Origin of the sequence: Rhodococcus sp. AW25M09, from assembly GCF_000333955.1 — a bacterium.
GTDB lineage: Bacteria > Actinomycetota > Actinomycetes > Mycobacteriales > Mycobacteriaceae > Rhodococcoides.
Window position 1 is genome coordinate 1 of the sequence record NZ_CAPS01000017.1, and the last position, 21,333, is coordinate 21,333.

The window sequence follows — 21,333 nt, forward strand, 5'->3', positions numbered from 1 at the left end:
TCTGGTCTCCCTCCTCGGTCCCGGAGCATTCTGGACCCTCGGCCTGATGATCATGGGTGTCGTGCTGCCCCTGGTGGACAGGTTCGCCGGCGTCGATCGGAGCAATCCCCCGGACGAGGCGATCGCCGCGCTGGAGAAGGACCGGTACTACCGCTGGTGCGTCTACCTGTTCCTGCCGCTGCAGTACGCAGGGCTCGTCGCCGCCTGCTACCTGTGGGCGCACGGCCCGCTGGGAGTTCCCGAGCGCATCGGACTTGCCATCACCGTCGGCATCGTCGGCGGAGTGGGGATCAACGCCGCGCACGAACTGGGTCACAAGCGCGAACTCCTCGAACGCTGGCTCTCGAAGGTGACGCTGGCGCAGTCGCTCTACGGCCACTTCTACGTCGAACACAATCACGGCCACCATCTACGGGTGGCCACCCCGGAAGATCGGGCGTCGGCGAAGTTCGGTGAGTCGTTCTGGAAGTTTCTGCCGCGCACGATCGTCCACGGTTTGCGCTCGGCGTGGCAGCTCGAGTCCCGCCGTCTGGCACGATCGGGCTCCTCACCCTGGACTTTTCGCAACAACCTCTTCAACGCCGCCGCCATGAGCATTGTTCTGTTCGGCGGGTTGATCGGCGTTTTCGGCACTGTGATCGTGCCGTATCTAGTGCTGCAGGCCGCGATCGCGATCGTCCTGTACGAGGCAGCCAACTACCTCGAGCACTACGGGCTGCTGCGGCAGAAACGGCCGAGCGGGCGTTACGGCAAACCGACACATCGGGACAGCTGGAACAGCGATCACCTGTGGAGCAACCTGTTTCTCTATCACCTGCAACGACACAGTGATCATCACGCGAATCCGGTGCGTCGATACCAGGCACTGCGCACAGTCGACGAGTCTCCTCAGCTACCGGCCGGCTACGCGGTGATGATCTTCTGCTCCCTGGTGCCGCCGCTGTGGCGCAGGGTGATGGACCAGCGACTGATCGACTTCTACGACGGTGACCCGAATCTCGTCAACGTCGACCACTCCGACCCCAGGGCCGTGCGCACGCTCGAGCAGCTGTGCATCGAACGCGAACAGGCGCGGCAGTAACCGTCAGACCGCCGCAGGTTCGTCGGTCTGCGCGCGCAGGTAGCGGCCGAAGTGCGGCACCGTGAACGCGATGGTGCCGCGCTCGGCGGAGTAGATCAGTCCCTTCTTGATCAGTCCGTCGCGGGCCGGAGACAGTGACGCCGGTTTGCGTTTCAATTCGGTCGCTACGGCAGAGGTCGGCACCGAGCCGTCGTCCACCGACAGTTCGGCCATCGCGCGCATGTATTCACGTTCGGCGGGCGTCGCGCGTTCGTAGCGGGAACCGAAGAATCCGACGGCCAGCTCTTCCTCTGCTGTCGGGGCGGCGACACGCACGTCCTCGACGGTGATCGGGGTCTCGGCCGCGAGATCCCAGGTCGCCTTGCCGTATGCCTGAACGAAGTAGGGGTAGCCGTCTGCAGCCAGGTACAGCGCATCGAGGGCCTCGGGGGTGAACTCGACGTCTTCACGATCGGCAGGTGCGATCAACGCGAGGTCTGCCGCGGCCCGTTCGAGCCTGCCGATTCGGTGGTAGCTGAAGAGTCGCTCGGAGTAACTCTTCGACGCCGACAGCACCGCAGGCAGGTGCGGCAAACCGGCTCCGACGATGATCAGCGGCGCGGTGTCCTGACTGAGCTCATGGCAGGCCGCGCACAGTGCGGAGATGTCCGCGGGACCGAGGTCCTGCATCTCGTCGATGAAGATGGCGATACCCACGCCCACGTCGCCGGCCAGCGCGGAGGCGTCGAGCAGCAGTTCCACGAGGTCGATTTCGATGTCTCCGGAGTCGGCGCGGCCGGTCTTGGCCGGGACGTCGATGCCGGGTTGCCACCGCTCCCGCATGCCCTTGTCGGCGGTGGCGCGCAGGGCGAAGGCCTTGAGAACGCCGAGGAATTCGTCGACGCGTTCGGGATCGCGATGCGAGGCCGCGATGCCTCGGACGGCCATGTGCAGTGCCGAAGACAGCGGTCGACGCAGTTCCTGGTCGGGGCGGGCCTCGATCTTGCCGGTACCCCATCCGCGGGCGATGGCTGCGGATCGCAGCTGATTGAGCAGCACCGTCTTCCCGACGCCTCGCAACCCGGTCAGCACGACGCTGCGTTCCGGCCTGCCGCGGGTGATGCGTTCGAGCACGACGTCGAAGGCGTCGAGCTGCTTCTTTCGACCTGCGAGCTCAGGTGGGCGCTGGCCGGCGCCGGGAGCGTATGGGTTACGCACGGGGTCCATGGGGCCAAAGTAACAACCGATCGAGTGATCTATGCGGACATCTAGCTCGTGTCCTAGATATCTGTATTCGTTCGATACTTGCGCAGTGGCCCTGGTCGCCGCTAAATTCGACAGCGTGAAGCGCATTCTCGTAGTACGCCGCCGTAGCGGGGTCTGATTCGGACCGACCCCCGCTGCGGGTCGTCGTGCTCTCTCGGTCCTTCCTTCACATTCGGAAGACCATTCCATGAATGCATTTGCTTCTTCTCGCGCCACCGATCCATTCCACAGCCGCTACGGGTTCACCCTGCCGCGCACCATGCGTGAGGCGACACCCCAATCCACCTGGCAGCACATGTCATGGACGGCCTTCACCGAACGCTTCTCACCCGCGACCGGACCGCTCCGCCTGGGGTCGTGGACCGGCCACAAGGCACCCGGCGGGAAAATGGTGTTCGACGCCACCTTCGGTCTCGGAGACACCATCATCGCGTGCGCAGCAACGACGTACGGCCCGATCGAGGCCCTGACCTCGATGCTGTACGACGCCGGATTCCACCTCGAGATCCTGTCTTTCCACCAGCAGACGGTCGGCGACGAAACCGCCACCTTCGTCCTGATCGAGCGCGACGGGCGACGCGAATGGTCGATGGCCACGGCGACCGACGCCACCCTGTCGTCCATCAGGGCCGTCATTGCCGGAACGAACATTCTGCATCGGTAGCGGAATCTGCCGCCATCTAGCGATAAGGCTAGATACGGATAGATCTCGCTACGGCATCTCGATCGTCTCGGCTCGGTGGATATCTGCCAGCGCCCGGCGCAGATAGGTTTCGGCGCGGCCGCGGCGCACCGCGAGCAAGTCCGCCACCACGAGGAGCGCGTGCGCGGGTCGTGGCCTCGAGCGCGGCTGCTCGTCGATGTCGGCGACACCGAGAGCCCCGGTGAGCACCTCGACGAACCCGGCGATATCCAGATTCGGCAGCCAGTCCGCGCCTCGTACGGTCCTGCCGAGCACCTCTTGAACGTTCTCTCCGGTCAGCCCATCGCTATATACCTCTTCGAGCAACGTGCGTACCATCGCGGCATGCACGTGACCGGCCTGCGCCGAGTCCGAGCGGCCCAACAGCTCGACGGCATCATCGAACGCAGCCGAATCCCGCGCGGCGACCGCGGCCAGGGCATCGTCGGTGGCGTCGGCGATCCGTCGCACTTCGGCGGGCCATTCGGCAGGCCAGACGGCGGGAACGCGGCTCGGGGGAACGGCCACTGGGGAGGAGTCGGTCATCACAGCAGTGTCTCATTCCAGACCGACACCGTTCCCTTTATATGTAACCGGTGTTTATACTAAGTCGCGCACTGTGGCATCGGCCACACATGCGAACGTGGAGGAGGTGGCTCGATGAGCGAACGGAAGATCGTCGCATCGGATCCCGGCGAAGTGATGCTGCAAGCCAGGAACGTCAAGTTCGACTGGAGCGATCTACCGATGCACTGGGTGCCGGGCGATCCGTACACCACCCACGTTCTCAACGTGCTGCATCTGATCCTTCCCGCCGGCGAGCACTGGTTCGTCGACACGTTCAAAGAAGCCCTGCCGTACATCGACGACGAGAAGCTCCGCGACGACGTCATCGGCTTCATCGGCCAGGAAGCCGTCCACGCCGAGGCCCACACCGGGGTCCTCGTACATCTCGAGGCAAACGGTCTGAATCCGAAGCCGTTCACCGACCAGATGGAGTGGACTTTCGGCAAGGTGCTCGGGGCCGATTCGGTGACGAGCTTGCGGTCCAAGAACAACCTGGTCGAGCGCTTGGCCCTGATCGCCGCGATCGAGCACGTCACGGCATTCCTCGGCGACTGGGTACTCAACGCCGACGGCCTCGATCGCGCGGGCATCCACCCCACGATGCTCGATCTACTGCGCTGGCACGGTGCCGAAGAGGTCGAGCACCGTTCGGTCGCTTATGACACCCTCCGTTATTTCGACAAGCGTGAGGTTCGTCGCCTGCGCACGTTCGTGGTGGTCGTACCGTTGATGGGGTACATCTGGATGCGCGGAATCATCTTCCTGATGAAGCACGACCCGGAGTTGCAGACCGCGCCGAAGTCCGTCCGCAAGCCTCGCTCCGCGCTGTGGAGAAAATCGGTCCGTCGCGGCACCCTTCCCGCGCTGACACACGTCCTTCGCAGCATGTCTCGATACTTGAAGAAGTCGTACCACCCCAGTCAGGAAGGCTCCACCGCGCAGGCGGTTCGGTACCTCGCATCCTCGCCTGCCGCCCAGGCCGCAGCCAGGTGAAGCTCACTTCGCGCCGCGTTCCGCGCCTGCTCCCCAAGGATCCGCCGCCGGATCTGCGCGGGCGGTCGCGTCCCGATCGATCCATGCAGCTCCTCGGCACGTTCCTCAACGGCTACATGCACGCCGCGGCAGGTAAGGAGTACGTCGACGCCGTCGCCGGGCACAATCCCGATTCGGCGATGAGGCTGGTCGTCACCGAACGCGACATCGTCGCCGAGGACAACGATGTCGCCGCACTCACCCTCGCGTCGCCGACGGGCGAGCAGCTGCCGACCTGGCATCCGGGCTGCCATCTCGATCTGCACCTGCCCTCGGGGCGACGTCGGCAGTATTCGTTGTGCGGCGATCCGTCCGATCGCAGTTGCTACCGCATCGCAGTGCGCCGAATCCCCACCGGCGCAGGTGGATCCATCGAGATGCACGGGCTACAACCCGGCACCGAGGTCACCGTTCGCGGCCCCCGCAACGGATTCCCTTTCGTCGGCGAAGGCAGCGCCCTGTTCGTCGCGGGCGGAATCGGAATCACTCCCATCATCGCAATGGTTCGCGCCGCACGGATTCTCGGTATGGACTGGCAGTTCGTGTACTGCGGTAGATCTCGCGACACGATGCCCTTTCTCGACGAAATCGAGAGCTGGGAATCCGATCGCGTCTTCATCCGTACCGACGACGTGCACGGCTACCCCGGCGAGGGCGAATTGCTCGAGCGTGCACCGGCGGGCGGTGCGGTCTACTGCTGCGGGCCTACCCCCATGCTCGACGCCGTCCGCCGCGACTTTCGCCGGTGCGCAGCCACCGCATTGCATTTCGAGCGTTTCGGTCCGCCGCCGATTCTCGACGGCCACCCGTTCGAGGTGCAGTTGATCAGCACCGGTGCGGTACTCGACGTCGCGGCCGATACCTCCATACTGACCGCGGTCAAGGAACAGAAGCCGAATATCGCGTACTCGTGCCAACAAGGTTTCTGCGGCACCTGCAAAGTTCGTGTTCTCTCCGGTGAACCCGAACATCTGGAGTCGCGCCTGACGCCGGACGAGCAACACGATCACATGCTCATCTGCGTCTCTCGCGCACGCAGCGGGCGTCTCGTACTCGATCTATAGAACGGATATTTCTCTTGAGCAGCAACGCGGTTCGCACCACCGTCGTCAACGAAGGGATTCGGCTGGCGGTCTTCGAGAGCGGCAATCCCGACGGAGATCCCATCGTCCTCGTGCACGGATGGCCCGATACCCACGAGCTATGGAGCCACATCGTGCCGCAGCTCGAAGACCGCTTCCGGGTGATCAGCTACGACTCGCGTGGTGCCGGCGAGAGCTCGATTCCCGCCGAACGGTCGGCGTACAAGCTGGCGCGGCTGGCCTCCGATTTCTATAGTGTCGCCGACGCCGTGAGCCCCGATGCTCCGGTACACGTGCTCGCTCACGACTGGGGTGCCGTCGAGGTGTGGGAGGCCGCAGCTCAGTCTCGGGCGAAAGACCGAATCCGTTCGTACACCTCGATTTCCGGACCGAACCTCGATCACCTCGGAAAATGGTCGCAGTCTCGGTTGCGTCATCCCACCCTCACCGGCATCAAACAGGTCCTCGCCCAGGTTCGGGCATCCTGGTACACCGCCACCTTCCATGTCCCGATCCTGGCCAACCTGCGGATCAAGCGGCAGTTCGCCAAGGGCTGGCCGGCATTCCTCGAGGAGTTCTCGGGAGTCGACCCGAAGCTCGTCACCCAGAACCCCACGCTGTGGTCGGATGCAACCAACGGCACTCACCTCTATCGCGCGAACATCATTCCGCATCTGAGCAACCCACGGGATCGGTACATCGACATCCCGGTACACCTCATCGTCAACACCGAGGATGTGGCAGTGCGTCCGTATCACTACGACGACACCGGCAAATGGGTGAAGAACCTGACCCGAAACGACATTCCGGCGGGGCACTGGTCGCCGATTTCCCATGCCGACGATATCGCCCGATTGACAAGGGAATTCATCGACACGCTGGACTGAGTCAGCGTAGATGCTCGCGCAGCGTGGTGGTCGCGTAGTCCTGACGAAAGAGGCCGCGCTGCTGCAGGATCGGCACCACATGGCCCACGAAGTCTTCGAGTGAATCCGGGTAGCGAGGACACATCAGGTTGAAGCCGTCGGCTCCGCGGCCGATCCACGACTGCATCTCGTCGGCAATCGATTCCGGAGTGCCGATCATAGTGGCGTGCCCGCCGCCGGCAGCGAGTGTGCCGAGCAATTCCCGAACCGTGGGGTCGTCCTTCTCGATGATCCGCAGAATCGTCTCGTACCGGCCCTGCGGCCCGGCGAACTCCGACGCCGGCGGCAACGACGGCACCGCGGCATCGAGTTCCCATGCTGCGCAGTCCTGTCCGGTGAAGGTGGACAACATCGCGAGTGACTGTTCGGTGGGCAGCAACCGATCCAGTTCGGCCTTCTTACTGCGGGCTTCGTCCATGGTCGACCCGACATAGGTCACCAAACCCGGCATGATTCCCACTGCATTGCTGTCGCGGCCGGCAGAGCCGATACGCATCTTCACATCCTCGTAGTAGCTCTGCGCGGCCACGAGATCATAGGCGACGGCATAGATCGCCTCGGCATACTTCGCGGCGAGGTCGCGACCAGGACCCGATGCCCCGGCCTGGAACAACACCGGCCTACCCTGCGGCGACCGCGGTACCGTCAACGGCCCGTCGACCCGAAAGTGTTTGCCGTCATGGTCGATGGAGTGCACCTTCGTCGGATCTGCGTAGGCCCCGCTTCGATCGAGTGTCAACGCGTCGACATCCCACGAATCCCATAGTGCCTGAGCAACATCGACGAACTCCTCGGCGCGCGCATAGCGCTCTTCCCGGCCCGGGATGGCGTCCATTCCGTGATTGCGTGCTTCGGCGTCGAACATGGAGGTGACGACATTCCAGCCGACCCGGCCGCCGCTGATGTGGTCCAGGGAAGCGAGCATGCGTGCGGCATGAAACGGGGTGTAGAACGTCGACGAGATCGTGGTGACCAGACCGATGTGCGTGGTGGCCCGCGCCATCGCCGACAGCGCTGTAACAGGCTCCAGAAACCAGGTACCTGCTCCGGCGGGGTCGCGTACCGAGTGCCCGTCGGCGAAGAACACCGCGTCGAACTTTCCCCGTTCGGCCAGCTGCGCGAGTTCCTCGTAGTACGCGATCTCGCCGAGATCCTCGACCCGCGAATCGGGGTGCCGCCACGCCGCGCTGTGATGGCCGCATCCGTACAGAAAGGCGTTCAGGTGCAGCATCTCAGTCCTTGACCAGGCCGCCGTCGACCACCAGATTCTGGCCGGTCACCGACCGCGCCCACGGTGAGGCGAAGAACAACAGCGCGTCGGCGAATTCCTCGGGGGTGGTGACGCGTTGCAAGGGCGTCGAGGCGGCGATGAAGTCGAACACCTCGGCCGGCGTTGCCGCGCTGGCATCGGTGGTGCGGAGCAGTCCACCCGAGACCATGTTGACGGTGATGTTGTCCGCGCCGAGATCGGCGGCCAGGGTGCGGGTCAGCGAGAGCAGCGCCGCCTTGGAAGCCGTGTAGTCGTGGTACGGCACCACTGGATTCTGGAACAAGTTGGTGCCCACGTTGATGATTCGGCCGAAGCCCGCCTCACGCATCCCCGGCAGCGCCGCCTGGGTGGTGAGCAACGCTGCGCGGACGCTCCCGCGCAGCTGAGCGTCGAAGCGGTCCCAGGTGATGGTGTCGGCCTTGGGCCGGGCATCACCGTCGAAGGAGAAGTCGGCCAGCGCGTTGTTGACGACAGTGGTGATCGGAGTGCCGAAATGCTCACGTGCCGAGTCGAACACCGTGGCCACCGCGCTCTCGTCCGTCACGTCGCCCTGAACCGCGAATGCACTTTTGCCGAGGCGATCGGCCAGCGCTTCGGCGGCATCCTTGCTGTTGCGGTAGTCGATCACCACGCGTGCTCCCTCACCGGCGAAAGCAGCGGCAATCGCTGCTCCCAGTCCGCGGCCGCCGCCGGTGATCAACACTGTCTGCTCGTCGAAGTTCATGCGCCTCGCCTCTCGTTCGAGGTCGGGACCGTCACGAGGGGACAGGAATACCGAACGTCACGACATTCCCTTCGCTGGTCCTAACCAGATCAGGTTCGACGGGTGTGTTCTCAGCCCTGACGGGCACCCCGTGTCGCTGTCGACTGTACCGGTAGCGTTCTCTAGCTGTTTCTTGTTTTCATCGTAGACATGCCGACAAACTTGTATGCACCGCTCAGCCGATGACGGCCCAGCCATGCGGCGGAACGCTCACTCGTCCACCGTTCAGGTGCGCTTCCCCTGCCAGTACTTCGCTGCCTTCGACCAGGTAGTCGATCGCATCGTCGCCGAGGTTGAGCGCCACTGTCACCGAGTCACCGTCTGCGTGGGCGCGATAGAGCAACGCGGTGTTGGTGAGCTCGAGCGTCTCGGTACGCGCGGAGTTCAGCCACGGATGACGACGCCGTAACCCGATCAGCTCCTGGTGAATTCGGAAGACCGGCCAGCCGTACGGCGCGAGGTCGTCGGACGTCTCCGGGTATTCGGGACGCACCTCGTCGTCACCGCCGACGCGATCCTCCTTGATGCCGCGGAACGCCTGCTCGTCGCCGTAGTAGATCATCGGCATGCCGCCCACGGTGAACAGAACCACCAACGCATGCAGCAGATGTCGCTCGTCCTCGATGACGCTGGCGATGCGATTGACGTCGTGATTTCCGACGAAGGTGGCGGGCACGAAGGCGTCGAGCCAGCCGTTGTGGCGCTCCAGCGCGTGCGAGAGCTCGAAGAAGTTCTTCTCGCTCAGGCCACTCCAGATCGCCTTCCACAGTTCGTACTGGGTAATAGAGTCCAGTGTGGAGGCCGAGACGATCCGGTCGTAGTCGCCGTGAATGACCTCACCGAGAAAGTATGCGTCCGAATGCTTTTCGCGGACCTGCGGCAGCACCGAGGCCCAGAAGCGCGGCGGTACCGCGTAGGCAGCGTCGAGTCGCCAGGCGTCGACGCCGCGTTCGAGCCAGTGGACAAGCACGTCGACGACGTACTGCTGCACGTGCGGGCTATCGTGGTTGAGCGCCACGAGTTCGTCGTGGCCTTCGAAGTTGCGATGCGTCGACTCGTCTCCGGACCAGTCGAGGTAGAACCATCCGGCGGCCTCGGAATCGGGGCCTTCTGCCAGGGCCTGTCGGAACTTCGGAAAGCTCTGCGCCACATGGTTGAAGACACCGTCGAACATGACCTTGAGGCCGCGAGAATGTGCTGCGGCAATCAACGAGTCGATGTCCTCGTCGGTACCGAGTCTGCCGTCGACGTGGTAATAGTCGACCGTGTCGTAGCCATGCTTCTCGGATTCGAAAATCGGTCCGAGCGCAATGCCCGACGCACCGAGTTCGAGTGCGTAGTCGAGCCACTTCTCGATTCTGCTGAGCCGATGCAGATCCGACTGAGATTCACCGTTCCAACCATGGACCGGTGCGCCGGTGAAGCCGAGTGGGTACAGGTGCCACCAGATAGCGTGCTTGGTCCACTCCATCATGACTCCATGATGGAGTCGCGGCTCAGATCGGCTGCCCCGGTATGTCCCGAGAGGCTCGTCACCAGGTCGAATTCTGCGAGCAGGCAACGCAATACATGCGCGACGCCCTCCTGTCCACCGAGCGCGAGGCCGTACAGGAAAGGCCGCCCCAGCAGTACCGCATCGGCTCCGAGCGCCAGAGCCTTGGCCATATCGGACCCGGTGCGCACACCGGAGTCGAACAGCACGGTCAGATCATCCCCCACCGCATCGACGATGGCCGGCAACGCGTCGAGTGACGCTCTGGCCCCGTCTATCTGACGGCCACCGTGGTTGGAGACCACGATGCCGTCGACTCCGTGCGAAGCTGCTTCACGGGCGTCGTCGACGGTGCAGATTCCCTTGAGCACGATCGGACCGCTCCAGTGCTCGCGCAGGAACGCCAGGTTCTTCCACGACAGCCCAGGGTTGGGGAACATCTGCGCCCAATGCATGGCGGCGGCAACAGGATTCTCCTCGACAGGCTGCGCCAGTCCGGCCTGGAACGCCGGATCCGTCAGATAGTTCTCGATACCGAGGTTGGCCAGGAACGGCAGGTACCCGCGGTCGAGGTCGGCAGGCCGCCACCCCAGCATCGTCGTGTCGAGCGTCAAGACCAGCGCGCTGAAACCGGAGTCCTTCGCGCGTTGCAAGAAGCTGAGCAACACCGACTCGTCCGTCGGCCAGTACAGCTGGTACCAGCGGGGAGCATTTCCGCCCGCCTCGGCGATCTGCTCGAACGAATGCGAGGCCTGCGTCGAATGTATGTACGGCACACCGAGTTCCGCGGCGGCTCGGACCGTGGCGAGCTCACCGTCCGGGTGAGCAAGAGTCTGGACGCCCACGGGAGCGATCATCAACGGAGCGGGCATATCGGTGCCGAGCACGGTGCACGCGTGATCACGGGCGGCCGAGCTGCGCAGCATTCGAGGCGCGAGGGACCACTTGTCGAATGCCGCGCGGTTGGCGCGCGCGGTCGACCCGCTACCGGCGCTGGCGACGATGTAGCCCAGCGCCTCGGGCGAGAGCGACTCGGTGGCCTGATCCTCGAGCCGCGCCAGATTGGTGGTGATGGGCGGTGTCTGCTGGGCGAACATTCCGGCGGCGTAGATGCCGAGCTGGTGATCGCTGAAGTTGCTGGGCCTGGCCTCGGTCATCGTTCGACCCTACCGGGGCAGCGCCGAGGATCGGGCGAGAAATGCGTCCAGCAGGGTCGCGCAACGCACCCGAGCGGCCGCTTCGGCGTCGGCGATGGTTCTGCGTATCTCGTCTACGTCCACCGCATGCTCGACGCCGTCGCGGTCCCAGGCTGCGGCCCACGCGTCGTAGGTATCGAGGTCGATTTCGGGGTGGAACTGCAGTCCGAGATGCGGTCCGAGGACGAATGCCTGTTGTGCTGCGTCGTTGCGGGCGATGACCGTGGCCTGCGGCGGCGCGGTGAAGGTGTCGCCGTGGAACTCCATCCACGGCCCCGGGGCCACCAACTCGGGATCGGAGGTCTCGACCCGAACGAATCCGTACTCGGGATGCTCGGACTTGCGGACCGATCCGCCGAGTACTCGTGCGAGCAGTTGCCCGCCGAAGCAGACACCGAGGACCGGAACCTGCGCGTCGATCGCGTCCTGGACGTAGGCGATTTCCGGCGCGAGCCAGTTCAGCGTGTCGTCGTAGGCGGCGTCGGGCGAGCCCATGATCACCAGCAGCTGCGCATCGGAGAGCCGCGGCGGCGCAACATCGGGGCTGTGGTCGAAGGAGTGGACGTCCAACTGGAAACCCCTGGTGCGCAATTCGGCGTCGAGGGTGCCGATGTCGCGTCGCGCAAGCGCAGGATCCCCATCGTGGACGAGCACTACGGCGCGCGGGTCGTTCGTGTATGTCACAGGGCTCCTTTACGGTGTTCGTGCACACCGTACGACAGACTGGATCCGATGCCACCTCGTAGACGCACAGCCCGATCCACCACTGCCCGCACCGTCAAAGCCGGGCAGAGCAGTGCTGCGCGCAAGTTCGCGGCAGCGAAGAACGGTGAGCCTGCTCCCAAGAAAGCAGCAGCGAAGAAGGCGGCACCTCGCAAGACGGCGACCAAGCGAGCAGCTCCTCGCAAGACCTCGCCGCGCAAGACGGCCGCTCCGGATCTGCGGGTGCCCGATCCCGGTGAGCGCGTCTGGGTGCTGGACGTGCCGTTCGAGGATCGGTCGGCGGCGGGCGCAGCCGGAGCGCGCTGGTATCCCGGTCCGCGGGTGTTCGCGTACTACGGCACCGAGCTGCCCGAGTATCTGCAGCCGTACGAGTCGATGCCCTACAGCCTGCAGCGGTGGCTCGAGGACGACGCCAACGAGACATGGCGTGACGAGGTGGTTCGGGACCGCGCGATGCAGCCTCGTGACACCCAACTCGAATCCGTGCGTCGGCATCTCGCCGCTCTCGACGCGGGATTCCCGTATTTCGCGCAGATGGATTCGACGGGTCTGGGCAAGACACTGGCGGTGTGCGAGTCCGTTCGGCAGATGTCTGCGGCGGAGATCGGCACTGTGTTGGTGGTCGCCCCCAAGGGCGCGTTGCCGGGTTGGCGTCGCACCATCGCCGACAGCGAGGCAGACATCGAGCCGTCCGATCGCAAGCGCTGGCTGTTGATCACCTACCAGTCGACGAAGAAACTGCTGTCGGTTCCGCCCGAGACCGATCTGGGCAAACGTAAACGGACACAGAACAAACGGACCATCTCGCTCGGCGAGCTGCGGTTCGACATGGATGTCGTGATAGCCGACGAATCGCATGCTCTGATGAACATCGAGTCGCAGCAGTCCCAGATCCTGTGGCGTTATCAGGAGGCGGCTCGTTCGGTGGTGTGGATGTCTGCCACTCCCGGCTACCAGCCACTGCATTTCGCGTACATGGCTCGGGCGGTGGAACGCAGCCGTGGAGTCGAGATTCTCGGCGACGACGAGTATCTCGGATACGCGGTGACGATGAAGTGGGCGGAGTTCCTCATCGAATCCGGGTTCGCCGTCAAGGCGGGCAAGGCATCGACGGGGTTGACGACGTGGAGGTGGGAGCCCGAGGACGCTGCCCGACGTGAACGCGATATCGCCGCAGTGCACGGATGGCTCTCGGGAGGTGCTGAGCCGTGGTCGATTTCGCGGCCGTCGCCGCCGACCCCGCGGGAGCCGCTCGGCCAGGAGCTCACTGCGGCGCAGAAGCGGCTGTACAACTCGGCGTGGGTGGACTACCGCAAGGAACTCGGTCTACCTATCTGGAAAGCTGTCGGCGGGAAGCGAGTGTTGCAGAAGAACCCGAGTACTCGTGCCGCTACCCTGCGGTTTCGCCAGAAGTGTTCTTACCTGCGCATTCCCGCGTCGGCCGATCAGGTGCGCACGTGGGTCAAGGCCGGCAATCAGGTGTTCGTCTCGATGTTCTACCGCGAGTCGGTCGCCGCTCTGGCGCAGACGCTGCGAGACGAGGGCCTCGACGTCGCCGTCGTCGACGGCAGCATGAGCAGTCCCGATCAGGAGGCGTCGATCAGGCGGTTTCAGACCGGCGGCGCATCGGTCATCGTCTCGACCACCACCAGCGCGATCAACCTGCACACCAACGAATTACTGCTGCCCGAAGGAAGCGTGTCGACTCTCGCGCCGCGTGTGACGCTGATCCACGATCCCCGCTGGACTCCCATCGACATTCGCCAGATCGAGGGCCGCGCCAACCGTATCGACAAGGACCACAACCACACGACATCGACCTGCTACTACGGGTACGCCGAAGGCACCGTGGAAGAGGAGATGGTGCTCACCGGCATCGAACGCATCGCCGATCTCGGGTCGATCGTGGGCCAATCGGATCTCATCGATCCGGAGGCGTTTCTTGCTGCACGGGCAGAACGGTGACGGAAAGACCTGGCCGAATCTCGTTCGAGATTCGGAATAGTCCGTAGCCGATGGGCCTTGAACTTGGGTGACAGGAAATACTACGAACAGCGGGAGTGATTCGACATGGCCACATACGACGTGGCAGACCGCTCGGCAATCGTCACCGGCGGCGGATCCGGAATCGGACGCGCCGTCGCGCATCTTCTGGGAGCCAACGGCGCGTCCGTACTCGTTGCCGATCTCGACCATGACGGTGCCCACGCAGTCGCAGACGAGATCACCGCCGCCGGCGGCTCGGCCGCTGCATTCGTCGGCGACGTAGCAGACTTCGAGGCCGTCCAGGCAATGGTTGCTGCCGCAACCGAACTCGCCCCACTGCGGATCGCCGTGAACAATGCCGGCATCGGCGGCGTCGCCGAGCCCATTGCAGATGTCCCGTTGGACAATTGGCGCAAGGTCATCGAGGTCAACCTCAACGCGGTGTTCTACGGCCTCAAGGCGCAGATCCCGGCAATCGCTGCAGCGGGCGGTGGATCGATCATCAACATGGCCTCGGTGCTCGGCAGCGTCGGCATTCCCAACTCTGCGAGCTACGTCACCGCCAAGCACGGCCTCCTCGGCCTCACCAAGAACGCCGCTCTCGAGTACGGAACAGCAGGCGTTCGCGTCAACGCCATAGGCCCCGGCTTCATCAGCACCCCGCTGCTCGAGAACAACATGGATGCCGACGCGCGCCATGCACTAGAGGAGAAGCATGCGCTAGGTCGGCTCGGCACCTCGGAAGAGGTTGCAGCTCTGGTGGCCTTCCTCGCAAGCGACGCAGCAGGGTTCGTCACCGGCAGCTACCACCTCATCGACGGCGGCTACGCAGCGCAGTAAAGTCAGCTGCGACGGCGAGCGGTCGGCAGTTCGATTTCAGGTACCGACTCTCGCAGCCGAGGTGACTGTGGGCTGATTGCGATGTTTGTCAGCAGACCTCCATCCGGCCGAGGTAGGTTTTGGTTCATCGGCAATTCGTCGGTAGCAGGCTCAACTTGGCACCAGGAGTAGTCATGATCGTTCTCGGAATCATCCTCGCCCTCATCGGCTATTTCACCAGCATCTCAATTTTGACGACTATCGGCATCATCTTGATTGTCGTCGGCCTGGTTCTGACGGTGCTCGGTTCGATGGGGCGCGCAGTCGGTGGTCGCAAAACGTGGTTCTGACGCTTGCGTTAGAACGTATGTTCGATCGCTGCTAGTCTGAACACGCCCCCGGAGTTGGCGATGCGGCCAGCGGAGCCACTTCGGGCGGTCCAGAATTCTCGAAGGCGGTCGCACGCGATGGCAGTCGGACAGCACGATCCGGAGTCCGTCGCTGGGTCGCTCTATCGTGTCGGAGATCGGTGGGCCGAGAGGGCACCACGTAGATGTGACAACGGCCATCGGCTGGTCGCCGGGTCCGTCCTGGTCGGGTCCCGTGCCTGTTCGTGTGACCGTGGGCACCACCGCACGCATCAGTGCCAAACCTGCGGATTCGTGTGTTTCACACCGGAACTCGGCGAGTTGTGCAGTGACGCCAGCTTCGATTCTCGTGCCGCCCGGCCCCGACCCACCGTCGTGGACAATCGTCGGCACGAGCGCCAGTGAGCTCGCCGAGAACAAGTCGAACGAACGAACCCCGCTGCTCGACGGTGAGCAGCGGGGTTCGTTGTCGTACGCACTTATCCGACGTGTACCGGGGTGTCTCCGACGGGTAGGTCGTCTTTCTTGGCACGCACCAACAGCAGCACGACCGGGCACACCAGAGCCACCAGGATCGCAGCGGTACCGAAAGCCCAGGCGTAACCCGACACCTCGGCCGCGAACGCATGGTCGATGGTGGCGAGCACGAAGTTGCGGATCGGTTCCGGCAGCGAGGCCAGCACCTCGTCGCTCGGGATTTCCTGGCCGGCGAGGGCCTCGGCGGGCACTCCGGCGGGCGGAGTCGGTGCCGGGTTGTCGGCCAGGTACGAGGACTTGGACGAGGTGTACACCGTGGTGAACACCGCCGCGCCGAGAGCGCCGCCCACCTGCAGAGTGGCGTTGATCAGTGCCGATGCCGCACCCGCGTCGTGATCGGGGACGCCGATGAGTGCGACGTTCTGCATCGGAACCATCAACAGGCCCAGACCGAGGCCGAGCAGTACGACTCCGGGGAGCACGTGCGTGAAGTAAGAGGTGTCGACGCCGATCTGCGTCAGCAGCAGTAGGCCGACTGCCGAGACGACGGGTCCGACGGCCATCAGCGGCTTGGGTCCGATCTTCGGCACCAGCGCGGACGCGAGCGCGGCGGTGATCAGAATTCCACCGGTCATCGGAAGTGACGCGACGCCGGCGATCACCGGGCTCATCTCGAGCACGATCTGGAAGTAGAAGGTCAGATACAGCGTGCCGCCGAGTAGCGCGGCACCGATGACGGCCGATCCGATGTATGCGGCACCGCGGTCGCGGTCGAGCAGCACGCTGAGCGGGAGCAGCGGGTTGGCCGACTTCGACTCGACCACGACGAACGCGGCCAGCAGCGCGAGTCCGAGTGCGATGAAGGAGATGGTGGGCACCGTCGCCCAGCCGTCTTCGGCCTCGGTGAAGCCGTAGACCAGCGAGGCCAGTCCGAGCGCGACCAGAATCGCGCCGGGTAGGTCGTAGCGGGTGTCTCCGTGCGCCTTGCTCTCCTTGACCAGCGGCACTGCTGCGGCAATGGCGATCACAGCGACGGGGATGTTGACCAGCAGGCACCAGCGCCAGTTCGCGTATTCGGTGAGCACTCCGCCGAGAAGCAGGCCGACGGCTGCGCCGCCACCGGCGATCGCCCCGAATACGCCGAATGCCTTGGCGCGTTCCTTGGTGTCGGTGAAGGTGACCGTCAGGATGGCCAGCGCTGCAGGCGCGAGCAATGCAGCGAAGACTCCCTGTCCTGCGCGTGCGATGAACAGCTGCCAGCCTTCTTGTGCGAGTCCGCCGATGGCGGAGGCCACGGCGAAGCCGGCCATGCCGACGATGAACGAGCGCTTGCGTCCCCAGTAGTCGGCGATGCGGCCACCGAGCAGCAGCAGGGCACCGAACGCCAGTGCATATGCGGTGATCACCCAGGTGCGGCTGGTGTCACTGATGCCGAGGTCGAGCTGCGCCTGCGGCAGGGCGATGTTGACGATGGTGCCGTCCAGCACGATCGTGAGCTGCGTGATGGCGACGATGCAGAGCACCAGCCAGCGTCGCTCGTAATTCGGATTCACTTCCGGCACTTCGCGCTCGGAGGGCTGCGACATGTTTCTACCCCACTCGTACTCGTTGATTCTCTGGGCACGAAAAATGTCCCGTTCAGAAAATAGGCCACGATTCGAATAGTGTCAAACGAACTAGTTGGTTGGAGGTATGGTGGCCGCCATGAAGCCTGACGCCAGTGCCACCCGCGCCCGCATCGTCGTTGCCGCCCGCACCGAGTTCGCTGCACACGGACTGGCCGGAGCGCGGGTGGATCGCATCGCAGTCGCGGCAAAAGCCAGCAAGGAGCGCCTGTACGCGTACTTCGGAGACAAGCAGGCACTGTTTCGCGCTGTCGTCGAGGACGGGTTCGCAACCTACGTCGAATCCGTGCCCTTCAACGTCGAGGATCTCGGCGAATACGCCGCACGGGAGTACCGGCACTTGGCCTCGGTGCCCGAGGAACATCGATTGCTGTTGTGGGCGCAGCTGCAGGGCGACGGCGAACTCATGCCGAGTGAGTCGGTGCACACCGTGCTCGCCGATCGACGCGGCGCCATCGAAGCAGCTCAGAAGGCAGGATCGATCTCCACCGCCATCGCCGTCGACGACCTGCTGACGCTGATATTCGGAATCGTGTCGGCGTGGATGACCGCGCCGAGAGGTGACTGCGAGGTGGCCGACGAGGAGGAGATAACGCGTCGAGCATCGGTCATCGAGAACGCTGTACGACGGTTGTGCACTCCGTAGCGCTCTCTATCGATCTCTAGCTTCGAGACAAGAGTGCCGAATATACGGGTAGCGGGCCCGGCGACATTCGCAAACGCGCGCGCGTTCGCCAGACGCTCGCGGATTCGCTGGCAGATCCGCGCGCACCCAGCGAACGCGCGCGCGTTTGCAATGGGACCAGAGCCCGACAGCAAAATCTAGCGCTATCTACCCTGTTGGCTAGCAATGTTGATACGGACAAGTCGTCAAACCGGTAGCGAGTCGCGACCGGTCTCTCGGATGGTCAGGACGGTGGCGACACCGATGACGCAGACTCCGATCACCCAGTAGGCGGGCGACATCGCGTTGCCGGTCGATTCCACCAACTGCGCGGCGACGTAGGGAGCCGTTCCACCAGCTGCGATCGTACCGATGTTGAATCCGAGCGATACGCCGGTGTAGCGCACCGAGCGTGGGAACAGCTCGGTGAACAGCGGGAAGGCCGGCACCTGCACCATGCCGTTGAGCACCATATACACGAAATACACAACGCCGACCACGAGGATGCTGGACGTAGCCCCGAGGATCATGAAGACCGGCAGCGCGATGATCACGTAGGCCACGTAGCCGAACAGCAACACCGGCTTACGGCCGAAGCGGTCGGTCAGTAGTCCGCTGAGTGGGAACGTCGCACACGCCAACGCAATTGCGATAGCCGACGTCCAATACACCGAATCCTTCGAGAAACCGAGGTCGTTGATCAGGTACACGCTGAAGTAGGTCAGGCCGATATATCCGGATCCGTTCATCGCGATCGCGATACCGACAACCCTCAGTACCGACAGCGGTTGCTTCTTCACCACGTCGCTCAACGGGCTCTTGACCACGTCGTTCTTGGCCGCCATCTCCTCGAACTCCGGGGTGTCCTCCAACTTCAATCGCACCCGCAGGCAGACGAAGGCCAAAGGCAGAGCGAGCAGGAACGGGATTCGCCATCCCCAGGACGACATTTGCTCGTCGGTCGTGATCAGCGCGACCACTCCGACAACCGCGGCGGCAACTGCGAAGCCTAGTGTCGAGCCGACCGGAGTGAACGAACCGAAGAATCCCCGACGGTTCGGCGGAGCCGATTCTGCGATGTACGTTGCGGCACCACCGATCTCTCCTCCAGCCGAGAATCCCTGGGCAAGGCGGATGGTCACCAGCAGGATCGGTGCAAGAACGCCGACGCTGGAATGCGTCGGGAGCAGCCCGAGTATGCCGCAGGCGACTCCCATGCACACCACGGTGATGACGAGGGCGTGACGCCGGCCCTTGCGATCCCCGAGTCGGCCGAAGAAAATCCCGCCGAGGGGACGGGCGATATAGGCGACGCCGAACACGGCCAGCGTTGCGAGGATTGACACGCCGGGGCTGGTCGACGGGAAGAACAGTGGCGCGATGACGACGGCCAGAAAGCCGTAGACAGCGAAGTCGTAGTACTCGATGAGTGTGCCGACACCTCCGGCCAACGCTGCTCGACGCGCGGTCGTGGTGTCCGCCTTAGGCGGTACGACTCTCGCGCGGGAGTGTTCGGTATTCGTCATCGCGCTGATCCTTCTGTGAGTGGTTGCGTGCTTCGGTGCTCGGAAAGAAGAAGTTCGTACGATCCGCCCGCTTCGATGACCGCAATGGTCCTGGCGTTCGGAGCGTGGCCGGTGATCGTCCGTCCATCACTGCTCGACAGCTCGGCTCGACGCCAGTCGAGTCTGACAGTGTCGCCGACGGCCACCGCATCGGAGACCCCGGGAACGGTGATGAGCGGCATCCCGTTGAAGGTCTCGCCACGCCAGAATCCAGGTGAGAACGATTCCGCAACAACGGCACTGACGCCCAAGTTCCGCAGTGCCACCATCGGTGGGTAGTGCGGGTGGCCGTAGCCGAAGTTGCGCCCGCCGACGATGATGTCCCCGGGCCGCACGCGATCGACGAATCCCGGGTCGTACGCCGTCATGCACACCGACCGCAGGTGCTCGGGGTCGTAGGACTTGATGTTCGCGACACCCACCACAAGATCGATGTCGAAGTCGTCTCCGAAGACCCACGCCACTCGGCCTTCTATGACGTCCGGAGGCGGCGGGTAGGCACTCATGACCGCACCTGTGCGATCGCACCGGCGAGGGCGCTGGCAGCGACGGTGTAGGGCGAACCCATATAGATATTGGCGTCGGAACTGCCCATACGTCCGGAGATGTTGAGCACTCCAGTCGAGATGCAGTTCTCACCGGCCGCGAGCGGCTTCTGATAACCGAAGCAGAAGTCGCAACTCGAGACGGCGATGTGGGCACCGGCCGATCGCAATATGTCCAGCAGCCCCTCGCTTTCGGCCTGATCGTGAACCTTCTGGGACGTCGGTACGACATTCAGTTCGACGCCGGGGGCGACGGTTCGGCCGTCGAGCACCAGGGCCGCGGCGCGCAGATCTTCGATGCGGCCACTAGCGCAGGAACCGATGAACGCCTTGGTGATCGGGATTCCCGCAAGCTCGGCAGCGGTGTGGGTGTTCGCTGCACGAGCCGATCCGGGCTGCACCACCTGCGGAACGATGGTCGAGAGGTCGATGGTGTGGCGGGCCGCGTAGATGGCACCCTCGTCGGGGAGCGCCGGAGTGAACGAATAACGCGCGACATTCCGGGCGTAGTCGAGCGATAGCTCGTCGGGCTCGAAGATTGCCGAGACTGCTCCGGTGAACATCGCCATTCCGCACAGCCCCTGGCGGTGGTCGATCTTCATCGACCGTGCCCCTGGACCCCCGAATTCCATGACTTGGTGGGCGCATCCGTCGGCACCGACCAGATCGATGATTGTATGGACGAGGTCGCGACTGTCGACGCCGGGGCCGAACTCACCGACGAGGTCGAACCGCGTGGTGGCCGGGACGTCGACGTACAGCTGACCGGTCACCCAGGCCTCGATCAGATCGCGTCGGATGCCCCATCCGAGGGCACCGAAGGCACCGATCCCACTGATGTGACCGTCGAAGTGAACCAGGAACTCGCCGGGCGTCGCCAGTCCGAGCTCCGCGGTCAGCTGATGGCCGATTCCCCGCCCCTCGTGCAGTTCGATCCCGTAGAACTCACACCAGTCTCGCGTGACCTGATGCACCTCTTGCTCTTTCGCGTTCTTCTTCGTCAGCATGTGGTCGATGAACACCACGTAGCGGGACGGGTCGTCGAGCTCGGTGATGCCGAAGTCCTCATGCATCTGCCGAAACATGACGTCGGTGTAGCCGGGGAAATCGTAGGCGATCATCCGAGCCGGACGAACGGCATGATTCTCACCGGCGTGGACCGTTTCGGCATCACAAGTTCGACCCAGGATCTTTTCTACCATCGTCAGGGCGTCGGAAGTCATGT

At 64.0% G+C, this 21,333-nt stretch carries 20 protein-coding genes and 1 riboswitch; of the genes, 9 read left to right on the plus strand and 11 right to left on the minus strand.

Annotated features, from left to right (window positions below; translation table 11 throughout):
* A partial coding sequence (locus RHODMAR_RS02950; protein WP_008711128.1) for an alkane 1-monooxygenase occupies positions 1-1,081 on the plus strand: 1,081 nt, incomplete at its 5' end.
* 3 nt (positions 1,082-1,084) lie between these two features.
* On the opposite strand, the gene RHODMAR_RS02955 is transcribed toward RHODMAR_RS02950, so the two are convergent.
* A complete protein-coding gene (locus RHODMAR_RS02955; RefSeq protein WP_008711129.1) occupies positions 1,085-2,287 on the minus strand; it encodes an ATP-binding protein in 1,203 nt (400 codons plus the stop codon).
* Between the two features lie 226 nt (positions 2,288-2,513).
* On the opposite strand from RHODMAR_RS02955, the gene RHODMAR_RS02960 reads away from it, so the two are divergent.
* A complete protein-coding gene (locus tag RHODMAR_RS02960) occupies positions 2,514-2,990 on the plus strand; it encodes a hypothetical protein (RefSeq protein WP_008711131.1) in 477 nt (158 codons plus the stop codon).
* 48 nt (positions 2,991-3,038) lie between these two features.
* Here the strand turns inward: RHODMAR_RS02960 and RHODMAR_RS02965 are convergent, their stop codons facing one another.
* Entirely contained in the window at positions 3,039-3,554 is a 516-nt protein-coding gene (locus RHODMAR_RS02965) for a hypothetical protein (protein WP_008711133.1), read from the minus strand.
* 114 nt (positions 3,555-3,668) lie between these two features.
* Here RHODMAR_RS02965 and RHODMAR_RS02970 point away from each other — a divergent pair, with 114 nt between their 5' ends.
* Genes RHODMAR_RS02970 through RHODMAR_RS02980 form a run of 3 tightly spaced genes read left to right on the plus strand, consistent with a single transcriptional unit; the run spans position 3,669 to position 6,576 of the window.
* The gene (locus tag RHODMAR_RS02970; RefSeq protein ID WP_008711135.1) at positions 3,669-4,568 is read left to right on the plus strand and encodes a metal-dependent hydrolase; all 900 of its coding nucleotides are present in this window, start codon (positions 3,669-3,671) and stop codon (positions 4,566-4,568) included.
* Positions 4,565-5,671 carry a PDR/VanB family oxidoreductase gene (locus RHODMAR_RS02975; RefSeq protein WP_008711137.1) on the plus strand — a complete coding sequence of 369 codons (1,107 nt, stop codon included), beginning with the start codon at positions 4,565-4,567 and terminating at the stop codon, positions 5,669-5,671. Before RHODMAR_RS02970 ends, RHODMAR_RS02975 begins: the two co-directional genes overlap by 4 nt.
* Before the next feature lie 14 nt (positions 5,672-5,685).
* Positions 5,686-6,576, plus strand: coding sequence for an alpha/beta fold hydrolase (locus RHODMAR_RS02980; protein ID WP_008711139.1), 891 nt, complete (start codon positions 5,686-5,688; stop codon positions 6,574-6,576).
* A 1-nt stretch (position 6,577) separates the two neighbouring features.
* On the opposite strand, the gene RHODMAR_RS02985 is transcribed toward RHODMAR_RS02980, so the two are convergent.
* The 5 genes from RHODMAR_RS02985 to RHODMAR_RS03005 all read right to left on the minus strand — a co-directional run bounded on the left by RHODMAR_RS02985 (position 6,578) and on the right by RHODMAR_RS03005 (position 12,020).
* Positions 6,578-7,846 (minus strand): LLM class flavin-dependent oxidoreductase, encoded by a 1,269-nt coding sequence (locus RHODMAR_RS02985; RefSeq protein WP_008711140.1) that lies wholly within the window; start codon positions 7,844-7,846, stop codon positions 6,578-6,580.
* Position 7,847: 1 nt separating this feature from the next.
* Positions 7,848-8,609, minus strand: coding sequence for a 3-oxoacyl-ACP reductase (locus RHODMAR_RS02990; protein ID WP_008711143.1), 762 nt, complete (start codon positions 8,607-8,609; stop codon positions 7,848-7,850).
* 48 nt (positions 8,610-8,657) lie between these two features.
* Positions 8,658-8,750: riboswitch (TPP riboswitch) on the minus strand.
* 73 nt (positions 8,751-8,823) lie between these two features.
* A complete protein-coding gene (locus RHODMAR_RS02995) occupies positions 8,824-10,119 on the minus strand; it encodes an alpha-amylase family glycosyl hydrolase (protein ID WP_008711144.1) in 1,296 nt (431 codons plus the stop codon).
* A complete protein-coding gene (locus tag RHODMAR_RS03000; protein ID WP_008711145.1) occupies positions 10,119-11,297 on the minus strand; it encodes a lactate 2-monooxygenase in 1,179 nt (392 codons plus the stop codon). The genes RHODMAR_RS02995 and RHODMAR_RS03000 overlap by 1 nt, the downstream gene beginning before the upstream one ends.
* A 9-nt stretch (positions 11,298-11,306) precedes the next feature.
* Positions 11,307-12,020 (minus strand): type 1 glutamine amidotransferase, encoded by a 714-nt coding sequence (locus RHODMAR_RS03005; protein ID WP_008711148.1) that lies wholly within the window; start codon positions 12,018-12,020, stop codon positions 11,307-11,309.
* Between the two features lie 48 nt (positions 12,021-12,068).
* Here RHODMAR_RS03005 and RHODMAR_RS03010 point away from each other — a divergent pair, with 48 nt between their 5' ends.
* The 3 genes from RHODMAR_RS03010 (at position 12,069) to RHODMAR_RS28595 (ending at position 15,214) form a co-directional block, all read left to right on the plus strand.
* Positions 12,069-14,024, plus strand: coding sequence for a helicase-related protein (locus RHODMAR_RS03010; protein WP_008711150.1), 1,956 nt, complete (start codon positions 12,069-12,071; stop codon positions 14,022-14,024).
* Between the two features lie 105 nt (positions 14,025-14,129).
* Positions 14,130-14,885: an SDR family NAD(P)-dependent oxidoreductase gene (locus RHODMAR_RS03015; protein ID WP_008711153.1), complete on the plus strand. Its 756-nt coding sequence runs from the start codon at positions 14,130-14,132 to the stop codon at positions 14,883-14,885.
* 173 nt (positions 14,886-15,058) lie between these two features.
* Positions 15,059-15,214, plus strand: coding sequence for a DUF6131 family protein (locus RHODMAR_RS28595; protein WP_086000227.1), 156 nt, complete (start codon positions 15,059-15,061; stop codon positions 15,212-15,214).
* Between the two features lie 497 nt (positions 15,215-15,711).
* On the opposite strand, the gene RHODMAR_RS03025 is transcribed toward RHODMAR_RS28595, so the two are convergent.
* The gene (locus RHODMAR_RS03025; RefSeq protein WP_008711155.1) at positions 15,712-17,295 is read right to left on the minus strand and encodes an MFS transporter; all 1,584 of its coding nucleotides are present in this window, start codon (positions 17,293-17,295) and stop codon (positions 15,712-15,714) included.
* A gap of 118 nt (positions 17,296-17,413) precedes the next feature.
* Between RHODMAR_RS03025 and RHODMAR_RS03030 the strand changes: the two genes are divergently transcribed.
* Positions 17,414-17,980, plus strand: coding sequence for a TetR family transcriptional regulator (locus RHODMAR_RS03030; RefSeq protein ID WP_042937778.1), 567 nt, complete (start codon positions 17,414-17,416; stop codon positions 17,978-17,980).
* 224 nt (positions 17,981-18,204) lie between these two features.
* Here the strand turns inward: RHODMAR_RS03030 and RHODMAR_RS03035 are convergent, their stop codons facing one another.
* Genes RHODMAR_RS03035 through RHODMAR_RS03045 form a run of 3 tightly spaced genes read right to left on the minus strand, consistent with a single transcriptional unit; the run spans position 18,205 to position 21,331 of the window.
* Positions 18,205-19,524, minus strand: a complete 1,320-nt coding sequence (locus tag RHODMAR_RS03035) for an MFS transporter (RefSeq protein ID WP_008711159.1) — start codon at positions 19,522-19,524, stop codon at positions 18,205-18,207.
* Positions 19,521-20,069, minus strand: a complete 549-nt coding sequence (locus RHODMAR_RS03040) for a 3-isopropylmalate dehydratase small subunit (RefSeq protein WP_008711161.1) — start codon at positions 20,067-20,069, stop codon at positions 19,521-19,523. The genes RHODMAR_RS03035 and RHODMAR_RS03040 overlap by 4 nt, the downstream gene beginning before the upstream one ends.
* Positions 20,066-21,331: an aconitase family protein gene (locus tag RHODMAR_RS03045; protein WP_442970019.1), complete on the minus strand. Its 1,266-nt coding sequence runs from the start codon at positions 21,329-21,331 to the stop codon at positions 20,066-20,068. Before RHODMAR_RS03045 ends, RHODMAR_RS03040 begins: the two co-directional genes overlap by 4 nt.
* Between the last annotated feature and the right edge of the window lie 2 nt (positions 21,332-21,333).